Origin of the sequence: Planococcus sp. YIM B11945, assembly GCF_050864155.1 — a bacterium.
Classification (GTDB): domain Bacteria; phylum Bacillota; class Bacilli; order Bacillales_A; family Planococcaceae; genus Planococcus.
Map to the genome: position 1 here is coordinate 1 of NZ_JBOZWR010000009.1, position 16,865 is coordinate 16,865.

Annotated in this window: 16 protein-coding genes, 1 rRNA gene and 1 riboswitch; all 17 genes read left to right on the top strand. The window is 46.8% G+C overall.

Annotation, left to right across the window (positions count from 1 at the left end):
• Positions 1-5: 5 nt before the first annotated feature.
• The 17 genes from rrf (at position 6) to ACRRQV_RS16650 (ending at position 16,861) form a co-directional block, all read left to right on the top strand.
• A 5S ribosomal RNA gene (gene rrf / locus ACRRQV_RS16570) occupies positions 6-121 on the top strand.
• 289 nt (positions 122-410) lie between these two features.
• Positions 411-953: a DUF2179 domain-containing protein gene (locus ACRRQV_RS16575; RefSeq protein WP_432532890.1), complete on the top strand. Its 543-nt coding sequence runs from the start codon at positions 411-413 to the stop codon at positions 951-953.
• Positions 950-1,138, top strand: a complete 189-nt coding sequence (locus ACRRQV_RS16580) for an NETI motif-containing protein (protein ID WP_432532892.1) — start codon at positions 950-952, stop codon at positions 1,136-1,138. Before ACRRQV_RS16575 ends, ACRRQV_RS16580 begins: the two co-directional genes overlap by 4 nt.
• An 85-nt stretch (positions 1,139-1,223) precedes the next feature.
• Positions 1,224-1,323: riboswitch (purine riboswitch) on the top strand.
• A 140-nt stretch (positions 1,324-1,463) separates the two neighbouring features.
• Positions 1,464-1,952, top strand: a complete 489-nt coding sequence (gene purE / locus ACRRQV_RS16585; RefSeq protein WP_432532894.1) for a 5-(carboxyamino)imidazole ribonucleotide mutase — start codon at positions 1,464-1,466, stop codon at positions 1,950-1,952.
• On the top strand, positions 1,949-3,073 hold the full coding sequence (purK, locus tag ACRRQV_RS16590) for a 5-(carboxyamino)imidazole ribonucleotide synthase (protein WP_432532896.1): 1,125 nt from the start codon (positions 1,949-1,951) through the stop codon (positions 3,071-3,073). Before purE ends, purK begins: the two co-directional genes overlap by 4 nt.
• 16 nt (positions 3,074-3,089) lie before the next feature.
• Positions 3,090-4,385: an adenylosuccinate lyase gene (gene purB / locus ACRRQV_RS16595; RefSeq protein WP_432532898.1), complete on the top strand. Its 1,296-nt coding sequence runs from the start codon at positions 3,090-3,092 to the stop codon at positions 4,383-4,385.
• Between the two features lie 15 nt (positions 4,386-4,400).
• The gene (purC, locus tag ACRRQV_RS16600; RefSeq protein WP_432532900.1) at positions 4,401-5,117 is read left to right on the top strand and encodes a phosphoribosylaminoimidazolesuccinocarboxamide synthase; all 717 of its coding nucleotides are present in this window, start codon (positions 4,401-4,403) and stop codon (positions 5,115-5,117) included.
• Positions 5,114-5,368, top strand: a complete 255-nt coding sequence (purS, locus tag ACRRQV_RS16605; RefSeq protein ID WP_432532902.1) for a phosphoribosylformylglycinamidine synthase subunit PurS — start codon at positions 5,114-5,116, stop codon at positions 5,366-5,368. Before purC ends, purS begins: the two co-directional genes overlap by 4 nt.
• A complete protein-coding gene (gene purQ / locus ACRRQV_RS16610; RefSeq protein ID WP_432532904.1) occupies positions 5,365-6,048 on the top strand; it encodes a phosphoribosylformylglycinamidine synthase subunit PurQ in 684 nt (227 codons plus the stop codon). Before purS ends, purQ begins: the two co-directional genes overlap by 4 nt.
• Positions 6,032-8,257: a phosphoribosylformylglycinamidine synthase subunit PurL gene (gene purL, locus ACRRQV_RS16615; protein ID WP_432532906.1), complete on the top strand. Its 2,226-nt coding sequence runs from the start codon at positions 6,032-6,034 to the stop codon at positions 8,255-8,257. The genes purQ and purL overlap by 17 nt, the downstream gene beginning before the upstream one ends.
• Positions 8,233-9,654, top strand: a complete 1,422-nt coding sequence (purF, locus tag ACRRQV_RS16620; RefSeq protein WP_432532908.1) for an amidophosphoribosyltransferase — start codon at positions 8,233-8,235, stop codon at positions 9,652-9,654. The genes purL and purF overlap by 25 nt, the downstream gene beginning before the upstream one ends.
• 11 nt (positions 9,655-9,665) lie before the next feature.
• Complete coding sequence (purM, locus tag ACRRQV_RS16625) at positions 9,666-10,721, top strand: phosphoribosylformylglycinamidine cyclo-ligase (protein ID WP_432532910.1); 1,056 nt, start codon at positions 9,666-9,668, stop codon at positions 10,719-10,721.
• Complete coding sequence (purN, locus tag ACRRQV_RS16630; protein WP_432532912.1) at positions 10,718-11,290, top strand: phosphoribosylglycinamide formyltransferase; 573 nt, start codon at positions 10,718-10,720, stop codon at positions 11,288-11,290. Before purM ends, purN begins: the two co-directional genes overlap by 4 nt.
• Before the next feature lie 26 nt (positions 11,291-11,316).
• Positions 11,317-12,852: a bifunctional phosphoribosylaminoimidazolecarboxamide formyltransferase/IMP cyclohydrolase gene (gene purH, locus ACRRQV_RS16635; protein WP_432532914.1), complete on the top strand. Its 1,536-nt coding sequence runs from the start codon at positions 11,317-11,319 to the stop codon at positions 12,850-12,852.
• Between the two features lie 16 nt (positions 12,853-12,868).
• On the top strand, positions 12,869-14,119 hold the full coding sequence (gene purD / locus ACRRQV_RS16640) for a phosphoribosylamine--glycine ligase (protein WP_432532916.1): 1,251 nt from the start codon (positions 12,869-12,871) through the stop codon (positions 14,117-14,119).
• Positions 14,120-14,337: 218 nt separating this feature from the next.
• The gene (locus tag ACRRQV_RS16645) at positions 14,338-14,928 is read left to right on the top strand and encodes a GNAT family N-acetyltransferase (protein ID WP_432532918.1); all 591 of its coding nucleotides are present in this window, start codon (positions 14,338-14,340) and stop codon (positions 14,926-14,928) included.
• Positions 14,929-15,127: 199 nt separating this feature from the next.
• Complete coding sequence (locus ACRRQV_RS16650) at positions 15,128-16,861, top strand: adenine deaminase C-terminal domain-containing protein (protein WP_432532920.1); 1,734 nt, start codon at positions 15,128-15,130, stop codon at positions 16,859-16,861.
• Positions 16,862-16,865 lie beyond the last annotated feature (4 nt).

A 16,865-nucleotide genomic window follows, 5' to 3' on the forward strand; every position in this document is an offset into this window, starting at 1 on the left:
AAGAGTCCAGTGATGATGGCAAAGAGGCCACACCCGTTCCCATCCCGAACACGGCAGTTAAGCTCTTTTGCGCCGATGGTAGTTGGGGGTTTCCCCCTGTGAGAGTAGGACGTCGCTGGGCAACCAGTCAAAGAAGCCGTTACCGGTTCCCGGTAGCGGCTTTTTTGCGTTCTGTACTCCTTCTTGGATCGGTAAAATAAGCAAGACTTAATTTATTGTAAAATTTCTTCTATATAATAGGATTTCAGTTCATTCTTTGTTTTCAAAAGAAAAAATGAATTTTCTTTATTATTTAAACTCTACTTAACGCTACTCTTCTTGTCTTGCTTACCCTTCTTCCTTGCAATCACTATAAATTTCACCTAGTATGAAACATAAATCTTTAATGCTCTATGGAAAGGTTGGATATAATGGATTTTAATCCTTGGATAATGGTAGCCATTATTTTTGCCATTAATGTTGTATATGTGTCCATATCAACAATCCGAATGATTTTGACCTTGAAAGGTTATCGAAACATTGCGGCTTTGATAAGCATGTTCGAGATTACTATTTATATAGTAGGACTTGGTTTGGTTCTTGATAATTTGGATCAAATCCAAAATTTAATTGCTTATGCGCTTGGCTATGCTTCTGGTGTTATCGTAGGCTCGAAAATTGAAGAGAAAATGGCGCTTGGCTATATTATGGTAAATGTGATTACGATGGAAGAAAGTGACCATTTGCCAAATATCTTGCGCGAAAAAGGTTACGGGGTCACCGATTGGGAAGCAAAGGGCCGCGATGGTGGACGGCAGACGATGCAAATCCTGACTCCTCGAAAAATGGAATTGCGTTTGTATGATACGATTAAAGCAATCGATCCGAAGGCATTCATTATGGCGTATGAGCCGAAAAATATTCATGGCGGGTTCTGGGTCAAATCGGTAAGGAAAGGAAAGTTATTTAAATGAGCAAAAAGACGGTTTGGTTTGAAGTGGGCGAGAACGAAACGATGGCTGACTGCCTCGAACGCATGAAACTGCAAGGGTATGCGGCAATGGGGCGGAAAGAAGAGCCCTTGTTTGAAGAAGTGAATGGAGAACCGATACCGGTAAGGCAAATTGTTAAGTTTAAAGGTGTAAAGATTGAAGAATAAGAAATAAAGTCTCTTAAAACCGAACGATGGAAATGACTATTGTGTAATCGTTCGAGTTTATCGTTGACGCGCTTTGATCAACTTGTTATGATAGGTGAGAATACCCCATATATGCAGAAGGATTGGCTTCTGCGTTTCTACCAGGACACCGTAATGTCCGGACTATGCGGGAAAGCAACTTATGGAGACTTGGCGAAAGAAAGGCTATGTTATGCCATTCTTTTCGAATTCGCTATGCACACAACAAGTCCTTAAGTAAACTGCTTTTCACGTAAAGTGAGCAGTTTGCTTGAGGGCTTTTATTTGTTTAGAAGGAGAGAATGGAATGAATCCTCGTATTGGCGTTATCATGGGAAGTTCAAGCGATTGGGAAACGATGAAACATGCATGTGATATATTAGATGAGTTGAATATCGCTTATGAAAAGCAAGTGGTTTCTGCCCATCGGACTCCGGATTTAATGTTTTCTTATGCAGAAGAAGCAAGAGAACGAGGGCTACACGTGATTATTGCAGGCGCTGGGGGAGCGGCGCATTTGCCGGGAATGGTCGCAGCCAAAACAACGTTGCCGGTAATTGGTGTTCCGGTTCAGTCAAAGGCGTTGAATGGTTTGGATTCGCTGTTGTCGATTGTTCAAATGCCAGGCGGCGTGCCGGTGGCGACGATGGCAATTGGAAAGGCTGGTGCGATCAATGCCGGACTTCTTGCAGCAGAGATTCTTGGGACGACTGATGCGGCTATAGCCGAAGCGCTGCAGGACCGGAGAGACCAAATAAAAGCCGATGTGCTGGAAAGTACAGGTGATTTGGTATGACGAAAACTATTTTGCCAGGGCAGACGATTGGCATAATCGGCGGCGGGCAATTGGGGCGGATGATGGCAATCGCTGCAAAAGAAGCCGGTTTTAAAATTGCAGTTCTTGATCCTGGCATGGATTCTCCGACTGGGCAAGTTGCCGATGTTCAAATCGTCGCTCCGTTCAACGATTTTCATGCACTTGAAGAGCTGGCGGAAGCAAGCGACGTCATCACCTATGAGTTTGAAAACATTGATGTGGCTGGATTAAAGCAGCTTGCGGAAATTGCTTACGTACCGCAAGGAGCCGAATTGATTCGGGTGACGCAAAACCGGATTTACGAAAAGCAGGCAATTTCAGCAGCGGATGTGGCGATTGCAGATTATATTGCCGCTGCCACTTACGAAGAGCTAGTAAATAAAAGCAGCCAGCTGGATTTTCCGTTTGTGGTAAAAACTGCGACTGGCGGCTATGACGGCAAAGGGCAACAGACCATTTTTTCGAAAGAGGAATTGCCGCTAGCTGAGCCATTGTTTCAAAACGGTTCTTGCGTAGCGGAAGCTTTCGTAAACTTCGAGAAAGAAATTTCGGTCATTATTCAACGCAATGTGCACGGCGAAATGATGGTCTTGCCTGTTGGGGAAAATATCCATAAAGATCACATTCTCCATCAAACGATTGTTCCGGCCCGTATTGAAGATGCAACACTTTCACGGGCAAAAGAAGCTGCCCGTAAAATCGCTTCATACTTGGAGATGATCGGCACGCTGGCAGTGGAAATGTTTGTCCTTGAAAACGGCGAAATTGTGGTAAATGAGTTGGCTCCCAGGCCCCATAATTCGGGTCATTATTCGATAGAAGGCACAAACGTTTCACAGTTTCATCAACACATCCGGGCCATTTGCGGCTGGCCGCTGAGAGAGCCAAAATTGTGGTCGGATACGGTGATGGTCAATGTGCTCGGCGAACATGTAGCGCCTCTCGCTTCGAAAATTGCGCATTTCCCGAACTGGTCCATCCATTTGTACGGGAAAGAAGAAGCCAAGCATAAGCGCAAAATGGGGCATGTGACCATTTTGACAGAAGATATCAACGAAACTTTAAAAGAAATAGATGAATCCGGCATTTGGCCGAAATAATTGGAGGAAACAAAAGATGATAGCACGTTATACACGGCCCGAAATGGGTGCCATATGGACAGATGAAAACCGGTATAATGCTTGGCTGGAAGTTGAAATTCTAGCATGTGAAGCTTGGGCAGAAATCGGCGATATTCCAAAAGAAGATGTGGCAAAAATCCGCAGAGATGCTTCATTCTCCGTAGATCGCATTTTGGAAATTGAAGAAGAAACCCGCCATGATGTGGTAGCTTTTACACGAGCGGTATCGGAAACACTCGGCGAAGAACGCAAATGGGTTCATTACGGGTTAACTTCAACTGACGTTGTGGATACGGCATTATCGTATTTGCTAAAACAGGCAAACGAGATCCTCCGCAAGGATTTAACGAATTTTATCGAAATTTTAGCCAATAAAGCCAAAGATCACAAAATGACTGTTATGATGGGCCGGACGCACGGTGTCCATGCAGAACCGACGACATTCGGCTTGAAGCTAGCGCTGTGGCATGAAGAAATGAAACGCAATTTGGAGCGTTTTGAAGCAGCGGCGAAAACGATTGAAACGGGTAAAATGTCTGGTGCGGTTGGCACGTATGCCAATATTGATCCTTTCGTTGAAGAATATGTCTGCAAACAGCTTGGCCTTGCAGCGTCGCCGATTTCTACACAGACGCTTCAGCGCGACCGCCACGCCCAGTATATGAGCACGCTGGCTTTGATTGCGACATCGATCGAAAAATTTGCAACGGAAATCCGCGGCCTTCAAAAATCGGAAACACGCGAAGTGGAAGAATTTTTCGCAAAAGGACAAAAGGGTTCTTCTGCTATGCCGCATAAGCGCAATCCGATTGGTTCTGAAAACATGACAGGCCTTGCGCGCTTGATCCGCGGTTATATGGTTACTTCATACGAAAATGTCTCGCTTTGGCACGAACGCGACATCTCGCATTCATCAGCTGAACGGGTGATTTTGCCGGATGCAACGATTGCGTTGAACTATATGCTGAACCGTTTTGGCAACATCGTAAAGAATTTGACCGTATTCCCGGAAAACATGAAGCGCAATATGGATTCAACGCTAGGCCTCATTTATTCGCAGCGTGTGTTGTTGGCATTGATCGACAAAGGCATGGCTCGCGAAGCGGCGTACGATACCGTTCAGCCGTGTGCGATGAAAGCTTGGGAAAACCAAACGCATTTCCGCAAAATCGTCGAAGCAAATGAAACAATCACTTCTCATTTATCAAAAGAAGAATTGGATGACTGCTTTGATTACAATCATCACTTGCAGCAAGTGGACATGATTTTCAACCGACTTGGATTAAACTAAACGGGGGCATTCATAATGGAAAAAGGTCAGCTTTTGTACGAAGGAAAGGCCAAACGCTTATACGCAACAGACGAACAAGATATTTTATGGGTCGAATACAAAGACTCGGCGACCGCTTTCAATGGAGAAAAGAAAGCGGAAATCGCCGGCAAAGGTACACTGAACAATAAAATCACTTCGTTGTTATTTGAAAAATTGCAGAAAGCGGGAATCGCGTCTCATTTCGTAGAGCAATTGTCTGACCATGAACAGCTGGTCCAGCAAGTTTCCATTATCCCGATAGAAGTTGTGGTACGCAATATTGTGGCAGGCAGCATGGCGAAACGCCTTGGCATTGAAGAAGGCACAGTGCTTGCCCGCCCCATTATTGAGTTTTACTTAAAAAACGATGAACTCGGCGACCCGATTATCACAGAGGACCACATCGACCTTCTTGAGTTGGCCAGCCCCGATGAAGTAGCGCAGCTGCGTGAAAAAGCGATTGTGATCAACCAAGTATTGATCGGTTTCTTTAATGAAATCGGCGTCGACTTGATCGATTTTAAAATTGAATTTGGCCGCGATGCAAATGGCGACATTTTGCTTGCGGATGAAATATCTCCGGATACGTGCCGCCTGTGGGATGCAAAAACAAAGCAAAAGCTTGATAAAGATGTATTTCGCCGAGATCTTGGCAATTTAACTGATGCATACAAACTCATTTTGACTCGACTGGGAGGTCAACATTCATGAAAAAAGTGAAAATCTATGTAACATTGCGCGAAAGTGTATTGGATCCGCAAGGCTCTGCTGTTATGGGCTCGCTTCATAAAATGGGCTACGGGGAAGTTGAAGATGTCCGGATCGGCAAATACTTGGAATTGAACATTGCAGATGATGCACAAGATGTGGATACGCTGGTCAACGAAATGTGCCAGAAATTGCTGACGAATACCGTGATTGAAGATTACCGTTTTGAAGTTGAGGAGGCTGTCTCACAATGAAGTTCGCAGTGATTGTGTTCCCAGGTTCGAATTGCGATTTGGATATGTACCATGCCATTAAAGATGAACTCGGCGAAGAAGCAGAGTACGTTTGGCACGATTCTACCGACTTGAGCAAGTTTGACGGCGTTTTGCTGCCGGGCGGATTCTCCTATGGCGACTATTTGCGCTGCGGCGCGATTGCCCAATCATCAGCAGTCATGGACGAAGTGAAAAAAGCAGCAGAAGCAGGGAAGCCGGTTTTAGGAATTTGCAACGGGTTTCAGATTTTGACGGAAGCGGGTCTTTTGCCAGGCGTGTTGTTGCGCAATAAAAACTTGAAATTCATGTGCAAAACAGTCGGCTTAAAAGTGGAAAATGCCAATACGCTGTTTACTAATCAGTATAAAGACGGCCAAGAAATCCAAATCCCGATCGCTCACGGCGAAGGCAATTATTACTGCGACGATGCTACTTATGATCAGCTTCAAAAAAACAATCAAATCGTCTTTTCATACGCGGATGATTTTAACGGCAGCCGCAACCAAATTGCGGGCATCATCAATGAACGCGGCAATGTGCTTGGCATGATGCCTCATCCGGAACGAGCAGTATCTGAATTGATCAACGGCAGCGACGGTCTTGCGTTATTCAAATCAATTGTGAAACAGTGGAGGGAAGCAAATGTCACTCATGCTTGAGCCAAATACAGCGCAGATTAAAGAACAGAAAATATATCAGCAAATGGGCTTATCGGATGCGGAATTTGCAATGGTCGAAACGATTTTAGGAAGAACGCCGAATTACACGGAAACCGGTTTGTTTTCGGTCATGTGGTCTGAGCATTGTTCGTACAAAAACTCCAAGCCGGTTCTTGCTAAATTCCCGACAAAAGCGCCTCGTGTTTTGCAAGGTCCAGGCGAAGGAGCGGGCATTGTGGATATTGGCGACGGGCAGGCAGTTGTTTTCAAAATGGAATCGCATAACCACCCGTCAGCGATTGAACCCTATCAAGGTGCTGCTACAGGCGTAGGCGGCATTATCCGCGATGTGTTCTCAATGGGTGCACGTCCCATTGCACTGCTTAACTCGCTCCGTTTTGGCGAACTGACGACCCCACGAGTGAAATATTTGTTTGAAGAAGTGGTTGCCGGCATCGCTGGATATGGAAATTGCATCGGCATTCCGACTGTGGGCGGCGAAGTGCAATTTGATGATTCGTATGACGGCAATCCGCTGGTCAACGCAATGTGTGTCGGTTTAATTGACCACAAAGACATCCAAAAAGGCGTCGCTTCAGGCGTCGGCAACCCAGTGATGTATGTTGGCGCCAAAACAGGACGTGATGGCATCCACGGCGCTACATTCGCATCAGAAGAATTGACGGAATCATCCGGGGACAACCGTCCCGCAGTTCAAGTGGGCGATCCGTTCATGGAAAAATTGTTGCTAGAAGCATGCCTTGAACTTGTGAAATCCGATGCGCTTGTCGGCATTCAAGACATGGGAGCAGCAGGGCTGACTTCTTCATCAGCTGAAATGGCTTCAAAAGCGGGCTCGGGAATTGAAATGGATTTGGATCATGTCCCGCAGCGCGAAACGGGAATGACCGCTTACGAAATGATGTTATCCGAATCGCAAGAACGCATGTTGATCGTTGTGCAAAAAGGACGTGAACCGGAAATCGTCGAGCTATTTGAAAAATACGGCCTGGATGCGGTAACGGTCGGAACCGTCACGGACGACTCTACTTTACGCCTTCTTCATAAAGGCGAAGTGGTTGCGGAAGTGCCGGTTGATGCATTGGCAGAAGATGCGCCGGTTTACCACAAGCCATCAAGCGTGCCAGCGTATTTCACGGAATACCAAGCGATGAAAAATGTTGAACCAAAAGTTGATAATCATCAAGAAGCGTTGCTGAATTTATTGCAGCAGCCAACGATTGCTTCAAAAGAATGGGTCTATAATCAATACGATCACCAAGTACGGACGAGCACGGTGGTTAGTCCGGGATCAGATGCAGCGGTTGTCCGTGTTCGCGGAACAAACAAAGGACTGGCGATGACGACAGACTGCAATTCCCGTTACATTTACTTGGACCCAGAAACAGGCGGCAAGATTGCGGTTGCGGAAGCGGCGCGCAACGTGGTCGTTTCAGGAGCAAAACCACTCGCCATCACGGATTGTTTGAATTTCGGAAACCCGGAAAAGCCGGAGATTTTCTGGCAGCTGGAAAAAGCGGCTGACGGCATGTCGGAAGCGTGTACGATTTTGGACGCGCCGGTGATTGGCGGAAACGTCTCTTTATACAATGAAACAAATGGCACGGCAATTTACCCGACGCCGACAATCGGCTTGGTCGGCCTTGTGGAAGATTTGAAACACGTGACGACACAAGACGTGAAAAACGTAGGTGATGTTGTGTACTTGATCGGGGAAAGCTTTACGGAATTTGGCGGCAGTGAGCTGCAAAAAATGGTAGAAGGCCGCATTTTCGGCAAAGCGCCTGCAATCGATTTGACAGTAGAAGCAACACGCCAGCAGCAAATTCTTGCAGCCATCCAGCAAGGGCTTGTCGTTTCTGCTCATGACGTAGCAGAAGGCGGAGTAGCTGTAGCGCTCGCGGAAAAAACATTTGGCAACGGATTGGGAATCGAAGCGACACTTTCAGGATCAGCAACAACAGCTCTTTTCAGCGAATCGCAATCGCGTTTTATCGTTTCTGTATCACCGGAACACATGGGAGAATTTGAAACAATCGTTACTGATGCCAAGCAGATCGGAACTGTCACTGGGGAACACGTGATCATCAAAAGTGAAGACGGCACGGCTTGGATCAACGAAAGAGTCGAAACGCTTCGCTCAGCTTGGAAAGGAGCTATCCCATGCTTACTGAAATCAGAAGCTTAAATGAAGAATGCGGTATCTTTGGAATTTGGGGACATGCCAATGCCACTCAGTTGACGTACTACGGCTTGCATGCGCTGCAGCACCGCGGCCAAGAAGGCGCTGGAATTGTCTCGACAGATGGAGATTCTTTAAAACCGTTAAAAGGCGAAGGCATGGTCAGTGAAGTGTTTACGCCAGAGAAAATTGAAAAAATAGCGGGCCATGCGGCAATCGGCCACGTCCGTTATGCGACTGCAGGTGGCAGCGGCATTGAAAATGTCCAGCCGCTTCTGTTTAATTCGACAACAGGCAGCTTGGCCATTTCCCATAATGGCAACTTGGTTAACGCGACCGAATTAAAAGGCCATTTGGAACGCCAAGGCAGCATTTTCCAAACAACGTCCGATACCGAAGTGCTGGCGCATTTGATCAAGCGCAGCGGCTATGCAACGTTTGAAGAAAAGGCGAAAAACGCATTGTCTCTTTTAAAAGGCGCATTTGCTTGTATCATTTTATCGGAAGACGCGATGTACATTGCGCTTGACCCCCATGGCTTGCGCCCATTGTCGCTCGGCAAGCTTGGCGATGCATGGGTGGCGGCATCGGAAACTTGTGCATTTGATATCGTCGGAGCGGAATTTGTCCGCTCAGTTGAACCAGGCGAATTTTTAATTGTCACGAAAGACGGCGTGCGCGCAGAACGTTTTGCCTACCCGGAAGAACGCTCAATCTGCACGATGGAATACGTCTACTTTTCCCGTCCAGATTCCGATATTGACGGCATCAATATCCATTCTGCGCGGAAACGCCTCGGCATTCAATTGGCGAAAGAATTTAAAATTGAAGCAGATGTCGTAACAGGCGTACCGGATTCAAGTATTTCTGCAGCTATTGGCTATTCGGAAGCAAGCGGCATTCCGTATGAACTCGGCTTAATTAAAAACCGCTATGTCGGCCGTACCTTTATCCAGCCTTCGCAAGATCTGCGTGAACAAGGCGTGAAAATGAAATTGTCGCCGGTCCGCCAAGTAGTCAAAGGCAAGCGCGTCATCATGGTTGACGATTCAATCGTCCGCGGCACGACTTCCCGCCATATCGTCAATTTGTTGAAAGAAGCCGGCGCGACAGAAGTGCATGTGGTCATCTCTTCTCCGCCGATCAAAAGTCCATGTTTTTATGGCATCGACATCAGCACGTCAGGTGAACTGATCGCAGCAAATAATACAATAGAAGAAATGCGCGAGCTTATTGGAGCTGATTCGTTGTCGTTCTTGTCAGTGGATGGCATGGTGCAAAATATCGGCAGAACCGATCCAGGCTCGAAATGCGGCCATTGTTTGGCTTGTTTTACAGGAGAATACCCGACGAACATCTATCCAAGTACAGTATTGCCGCATGAAAAAGAAAAAGTGCGATAGGGGGAAACAGCGTGTCAAAAGCGTATGAAAAAGCAGGCGTCAATATCGAAGCGGGCTATGAAGCGGTCCAACGCATGAAATCTCATGTGGAGCGTACAGCGCGCCACGGCTTAATGGGAACATTCGGAGGTTTTGGCGGCATGTTCGATTTGTCGGCACTTGGCTTAAAAGAGCCAGTTTTGGTGTCTGGAACGGACGGCGTTGGAACCAAGTTGAAACTTGCGTTCATGGCTGATCAGCACGATACGATCGGCGTAGACTGCGTGGCCATGTGTGTAAATGACATCGTGGCGCAAGGCGCTGAGCCGTTGTTTTTCCTCGATTATATCGCGGTTGGCAAAGCGGTTCCTGAAAAAATTGAACAAATCGTCAAAGGTGTCGCGGACGGTTGTGTTCAAGCCGGTGCGGCACTGATTGGCGGCGAAACGGCTGAAATGCCGGGCCTTTACGAAGAAGACGAATACGACATTGCGGGGTTCGCGGTGGGAGCTGCTGAAAAATCAAAAATCGTTACGGGTGAGAACATTCAAGCTGGTGATGTGTTGGTTGGCTTAGCCTCTAGCGGCATCCATTCCAATGGCTACTCGCTCGTCCGCCATATTGTCTTTGAAGAAAATAACTTCACGTTAAACCAAGCGATTGAAGGCTATGAAGCACTTGGGCCGCTAGGCGATGTTTTGTTGACGCCGACAAAAATCTACGCGAAAGCCGTTGCGGCGGTTGCAGAAGAAGTCCAAATCCACGGCATGGCCCATGTGACGGGCGGCGGTTTTATTGAAAACCTTCCGCGGATGATGCCGGACGGCTTAGGAGCAGAAATTCAACTTGGCAGCTGGCCGGTGCTGGAGGTTTTCAAGTTGTTGAAAGAAAAAGGAAAGCTTGCTGACCGCGATTTATACTCTGTATTCAATATGGGCATCGGATTTGTCATAGCGGTTGCTCCAGAAGATGCAGAGCATGTCATCGCCGCAGCAAATGCAAGTGGTGAACAAGCTTATAAAATCGGACAAGTGTCTCAAACGCCCGGCGTCCAATTTGCCGGTGAACAGGATGGCAGTTTGAAATGAAGAATAAACCAAAAATCGCCGTTTTCGCATCTGGAAACGGCTCTAATTTTCAGGCGATTGCCGATGCCATTCAAGACGCCAAGCTGCAGGCAGAACTTGTGCTTGTGGTGACGGACAGGCCGGAAGCATTTGTAGTGGAACGGGCAAAACGGCTTGGAATCGAGTCGTTTTCTTTTGTTCCGGCTCAATTTGATTCAAAGCAGCTTTATGAAGAATTGCTGAAAGAAAAACTCGAAGAACGCGGTGTGGAATGGCTCGTGCTTGCGGGCTATATGCGTTTGATTGGACCGGTTTTGCTTGCGGCTTTTGAAAACCGCATCGTCAATATCCATCCGTCTGTGCTGCCTGCCTTCCCCGGGAAAGATGCCATCGGCCAAACGATTGCGGCAAAAGCGGAACGTGCAGGAGTCACGGTGCATTTCGTCGATGCGGGCATGGATACGGGCGCTATCATTTCCCAAAAGGCATTTCCTATTGCTGGAAAAAGCCGGGAAGCCGTGGAAAAAGAAATCCATGAACTTGAACATGAGCTTTATCCGGAAACGCTGCAACAATTGCTCCATCAATAAACAATCGGCTATTAGGAGGATTTACAGTGAAAAAAAGAGCGCTACTCAGTGTATCGGACAAATCCGGCATTTTGGATTTTGCAAAAGAACTGGAACAAATGGGCTACGAAATTCTTTCAACAGGCGGCACGAAACGCTTTTTAGAAGACAACGGCGTCGCTATTACTGCGGTTGATGAAGTCACAAAATTCCCGGAAATTTTGGGTGGTCGCGTCAAAACGCTTCATCCGCTTGTTCATGGCGGCTTGCTGGCAAAACCAGACGACACGGAGCATCAGCGTGAAATGGCTGAAAACGGCATTTCGCCGATCGATATTGTGTGCGTCAACTTGTATCCATTCCGTGAAACGATTGTGAAACCGGATGTGACGGTTGAAGATGCCATTGAAAACATCGATATTGGCGGGCCGACGATGCTGCGTTCCGCTGCGAAAAACCACGCGTATGTCGCAGTCATTGTCGACGCGAGCGACTACGAAGCGGTATTGATCGAACTGCGTAAACAAAATGGCACGACTCCTGAAACGCGCCGCCGCTTGGCCGCAAAAGTGTTCCGCCACACAGCGGCTTACGATTCGTATATTTCTAATTATTTAACAGACCTGGCAGGAGAAGAATTCCCGGATCAACTGACTCTTACATATGAATTAAACCAATCGCTCCGATATGGTGAAAACCCGCACCAAAAAGCGGCATTTTACCGCAGTCCGCTAGGCTCTGATTTTTCGATTGCGGGTGCCGATCAATTGCATGGCAAAGAACTGTCTTACAATAACATCCAAGATGCCAATGCAGCGCTTCAAATGATCAAAGAATTCACCTTGCCTGCTTCGGTTGCGGTCAAGCACATGAACCCTTGCGGCGTTGGAACTGGGGAAACCATCAGCGAAGCGTTTGCCAAAGCATACGAAGCAGATGCAACATCGATCTTTGGCGGCATTGTGGCACTTAACCGCGAAGTGGACGCGGCAACCGCCACTCAATTGGCTTCGATCTTTTTGGAGATTGTCGTTGCGCCGGCTTTTACAGAAGAAGCGCTGGAAATATTGACGCAAAAGAAAAACATCCGCTTGTTGACGATTCCGTTTGAGCGGGCAACGAAAGATTCATGGAACTTGGTGACAGTCGAAGGCGGGCTTTTGGTCCAGCAGCCGGATGAACTCGGGTATGAGAATGCAGACATTCAAGTAGTTACTGAACGCCAGCCGACTGAAGCGGAACTTGCGGCCTTAAAACTTGGCTGGAGCGTCGTTAAGCACGTGAAATCAAACGCCATTGTTGTGTGCGATGCGGAAATGACGCTTGGCATTGGCGCAGGCCAGATGAACCGCGTCGGCTCTGCAAAAATCGCGTTGGAACAAGCTGGGAACCGCGCGCAAGGTGCCATTATGGCTTCTGATGCATTTTTCCCGATGTCTGATACGGTGGAAGCGGCAGCGCAAGCGGGCATTAAAGCGATTATTCAGCCGGGCGGCTCGAAAAAAGATCAAGAATCCATCGACAAAGCGAATGAATTCGGCATCGCCATGGTCTTTACGGGCATCCGCCATTTCAAACATTAAGCGAGGTGCAAGCGAGATGAAAGTATTGGTCATTGGGCGAGGCGGCAGAGAACACGCCATTGTTCGCCAGTTTTCCCGCTCTTCTGTAGTGGAACAAGTGTATGCCGCACCGGGAAATGACGGGATGCAAGGGGAAGCAGAATTGGTTCCTATTGATGAAATGAATTTCAGCGGCTTGGCGGATTTTGCCGAGGCAAATCACGTCAGCTTTACGTTTGTCGGTCCGGAACAGCCGCTTGCTGAAGGCATTGTGGATTATTTTCAACAGCAGGGCTTGAAGATTTTCGGGCCCTCAAAAGCCGCTGCACAAATTGAAGGAAGCAAAGCCTTTGCCAAAGAGTTGATGAAAAAATACAACATACCTACAGCAGCTTATGAAACGTTTACGGAAGTGGAGCCGGCCATTGCATTTATCCGTACAAAAGGTGCGCCCATTGTGGTAAAGGCGGACGGCTTGGCTGCTGGTAAAGGGGTAATCGTTGCCACGTCAGAAGGTGAAGCGATTGCGGCTGTTAAAGATATGCTGGAAGATGCGAAATTCGGCAGTTCCGGTTCGCAGGTGGTCATCGAAGAGTTTTTGGCAGGCGAAGAATTTTCGTTCATGTCGTTTGTTCAAGATGGGCAAATCTACCCCATGCCGATTTCGCAAGATCATAAACGGGCTTACGACGGAGACCGGGGGCCGAATACGGGCGGCATGGGCGCTTACTCACCGGTGCCGCAAATTCCTCAATCCGCTGTTGATGAAACGTTTGAGCGGATTGTCAAACCGGCTGTTCGGGCGATGGAAGCAGAGGGGACGCCGTTTAACGGAGTTTTGTACGCCGGCATTATCTTGACCGGGGAAGGGCCGAAAGTAATTGAATTTAATGCGCGTTTTGGCGACCCGGAAACACAAGTGGTTTTGCCGCGCTTAACATCCGATTTTGCGCAATTCCTATCCAGTCTATTAAACAAAGAAAGCTATAAGCTTGAATGGAGCGATCAAGCGATTCTAGGCGTCGTCATTGCGGGCGAAGGTTACCCAGGGGCAGTTAAAAAAGGTCATTTGCTTCCTGATTTGTCCAAACTGCAACAAGTAGAAATCACACATGCCGGGACAAAGCTCACGAGCGATGGTTTTAGTGGAGAAGGCGGCCGTGTGCTGCTTGTATCAGCAATAGGTACGTCCATTCAAGAAGCCCAGGAAAACGTCTACAGCCAATTAGGGCGCATTTCATGGAATCATTTTTTCTATCGATCCGATATCGGTTGGCGAGCAAAATAATAGTTAAGTGAACAAAAAAGTGATATAATAGGGCTATCAATTAAGAAATGACACTTATTCAACTGAATTTGTGTCATTTTTGTTTTATCCCTTTGCCAATCGGGTATAGATAGAAGTTAATATGATTAAGACCCACTGTTATACCTCTCTAATACTCTCCAGAACGACATAGCTAGCGAAGCTAAAAAAGGTTGTCTAAATTCGAAAGGGGCATTTTAATGAATTGGTATGAAAAATTAAATCAGTATTTCCCGGCAGAAGAAATGAAATCAAAAGAGCACTTTGATGTATTGCTGAAAGAAAAAGGGAACGTTTACCGTAAAGATGAAGGCCCTTACCACATTTTAATGTATGCGGAATTCCAGGACTTTTCTTTTGTTGATTATTTATTCGTTTCAAAAGAATCCCGCGGCATGGGTCTCGGCAAAAAGACGCTGCAAATGTTGAAAGACAAAAACAAACCGATCATTTTAGAAGTAGAACCGGTCAATTACGAAGACACCGATACTGAAAAACGTTTGCGCTTTTATGCACGAGAAGGATTTGAACATGCCTCATCAATTGGCTATTGCCGCCGCTCTGTTGCGACTGGCGAAGAAAATTCAATGGAAATCTTGTACTGGGCTCCAAATGGCGAAACAGAAGAAGACATTTTTGAAGCGATGAAAAAAACGTATAAAGACATTCATTCTTATAAAAACGAAGAGCTTTATGGCGAAGTGCATGAGCCGGTTTCAAAAGTGCTGACTTTTAATGAAGTAGAGAAAACAGACGTATTAGAGCAGCTATCAACAAAAGTTCCTAACTAATCAATAAAAAACTGCCCCAAGAGCTGAGCAATCGCTTTTGAGGCAGTTTTCATTTTTTTACAGGAAGTAAGAGCAGGCATAGTGTATTTATTGTGTCATATGACTTTCAGAATATTCATGTTTTTTAATGGCATCCTGTATTATCATGCATTATTATGCTAGTATATAATGTATTGAACTAGAGTAGAAAAGGAGTGGGATGAAAGTGGATCCTCTTTGGAGAAATACAGAAATTAGGCAACAATTGAAAGTAATAGACGGAGAAGAAGCGCCGGACATTTTGCTGACCAATGCGTATTATTTGCATAGTATTTTTAAAAAATGGATGACAGGGAATATTTGGATCAAGGGAAACCGCATCGTTTATGCCGGGAAAGAAATGCCGAAGATTGACAGCTCAACGGAAATAACGAATATGACTGGAAAAATTATCGTTCCCGGCTACATAGAACCCCATGTCCACCCGTATCAGCTATACAATCCCCAAACGTTTGCAGAATACGCAGCGCAACGGGGAACAACGACATTTCTTTCTGATAACCTGACTTTGTTTTTGGCATTGGAAAACGAGAAAGCGTTTTCATTGCTGGATGAACTGAAAAAGCTGCCGTTCTCGTATTACTGGTGGACGCGATTTGATTCGCAAACGGAATTGAATGAAGAAGACCAATTGTTTACGTCTAAGTCCGTCGGCGAATGGCTGGATCGGCCGGATGTTTTGCTGGGCGGGGAGTTGACCGGCTGGCCAAAACTGTTGGACGGCGATGACCAAATGCTGTATTGGATTCAAAAAGCGAAAACGGGCCTCAAGAAAATCGAAGGTCATTTCCCGGGAGCATCAGAAAAGACGTTGGCCCGTATGCGCCTGCTCGGTGCAGATGGTGACCATGAGGCGATGACTGCCGAGGAAGCGGAAATGCGATTACTTCACGGGTACGGTGTGACACTTCGCCATTCATCGATTCGCCCCGATCTGCCGAACTTGCTGAAAGGGATCATCGAACGAGAACTCAATGTGTTTGACAAATTGATGATGACGACAGACGGCTCGACGCCGTCGTTCCATTTGAACGGCGTCATGGACTTGTGCATCAAGATTGCGCTTGAAGCGGGAGTTCCGGCAATCGATGCTTATTTGATGGCTTCTTATAACGTGGCTCGCTATTACAATGTTACGAGCTTGCACGGCGTCATTGCGACGAGCCGCTACGCAAATTTGAACATTCTCGACAGCTTGGACAACCCTGTGCCATCCGGCGTCATTTCAAAAGGGGTGTGGCTGAAAAAAGACGGAAAACAAGTGCATGCATTCCCGAAAATTGATTGGTCGGTGATGCCGGACCTTCATCTCGATTTCGATTTGTCCGAAGATGATTTTCAGTTCTCCATGCCATTCGGACTTGAAATGGTCAATGACGTCATCATCAAACCGTATTCAGTCAGTGTCGATACGCATGACGGCAATTTGTCCATGAACCACGAAGAAAGCTTTTTGATGCTTCTTGACCGGCATGGCAAATGGCGGGTCAATACGCTCATCAAAGGCTTTGCAGCCAATGTCAGCGGTTTTGCTTCTTCGTATACGAGCACAGGCGACATTGTGTTGATCGGCAAAAACCGCAACGACATGTGGGAAGCATTCAATCAAGTGAAGCTGATGCAAGGCGGCATTGTCCTTGTGGAAAACGGCGAAACGGTTTGCAGCGTGCCTTTGCCAATTGGCGGCGGTATGTCGGATCTGCCAATGGAAGAACTCATTGAACAAGAGCTGGTTTTAAAAGAAGCGCTTAAAGAGCGGGGCTATACAAAAGGCGATGCCGTTTACACGCTGTTGTTTTTACAGGCGACGCATTTGCCGTATATCCGCATTACCCAAAAAGGAATTTATGACGTGAAAAATAAAAAAATCCTGTTCCCTGCATTTATGAGGTAGCCCA

Coding starts and splice junctions, on each gene's coding strand:
- ACRRQV_RS16575 (WP_432532890.1), top strand. CDS start 411: ATGGATTTTAATCCTTGGATAATGGTAGCCATTATTTTTGCCATTAAT.
- ACRRQV_RS16580 (WP_432532892.1), top strand. CDS start 950: ATGAGCAAAAAGACGGTTTGGTTTGAAGTGGGCGAGAACGAAACGATG.
- purE (WP_432532894.1), top strand. CDS start 1,464: ATGAATCCTCGTATTGGCGTTATCATGGGAAGTTCAAGCGATTGGGAA.
- purK (WP_432532896.1), top strand. CDS start 1,949: ATGACGAAAACTATTTTGCCAGGGCAGACGATTGGCATAATCGGCGGC.
- purB (WP_432532898.1), top strand. CDS start 3,090: ATGATAGCACGTTATACACGGCCCGAAATGGGTGCCATATGGACAGAT.
- purC (WP_432532900.1), top strand. CDS start 4,401: ATGGAAAAAGGTCAGCTTTTGTACGAAGGAAAGGCCAAACGCTTATAC.
- purS (WP_432532902.1), top strand. CDS start 5,114: ATGAAAAAAGTGAAAATCTATGTAACATTGCGCGAAAGTGTATTGGAT.
- purQ (WP_432532904.1), top strand. CDS start 5,365: ATGAAGTTCGCAGTGATTGTGTTCCCAGGTTCGAATTGCGATTTGGAT.
- purL (WP_432532906.1), top strand. CDS start 6,032: ATGTCACTCATGCTTGAGCCAAATACAGCGCAGATTAAAGAACAGAAA.
- purF (WP_432532908.1), top strand. CDS start 8,233: ATGCTTACTGAAATCAGAAGCTTAAATGAAGAATGCGGTATCTTTGGA.
- purN (WP_432532912.1), top strand. CDS start 10,718: ATGAAGAATAAACCAAAAATCGCCGTTTTCGCATCTGGAAACGGCTCT.
- purD (WP_432532916.1), top strand. CDS start 12,869: ATGAAAGTATTGGTCATTGGGCGAGGCGGCAGAGAACACGCCATTGTT.
- ACRRQV_RS16645 (WP_432532918.1), top strand. CDS start 14,338: ATGAATTGGTATGAAAAATTAAATCAGTATTTCCCGGCAGAAGAAATG.
- ACRRQV_RS16650 (WP_432532920.1), top strand. CDS start 15,128: ATGAAAGTGGATCCTCTTTGGAGAAATACAGAAATTAGGCAACAATTG.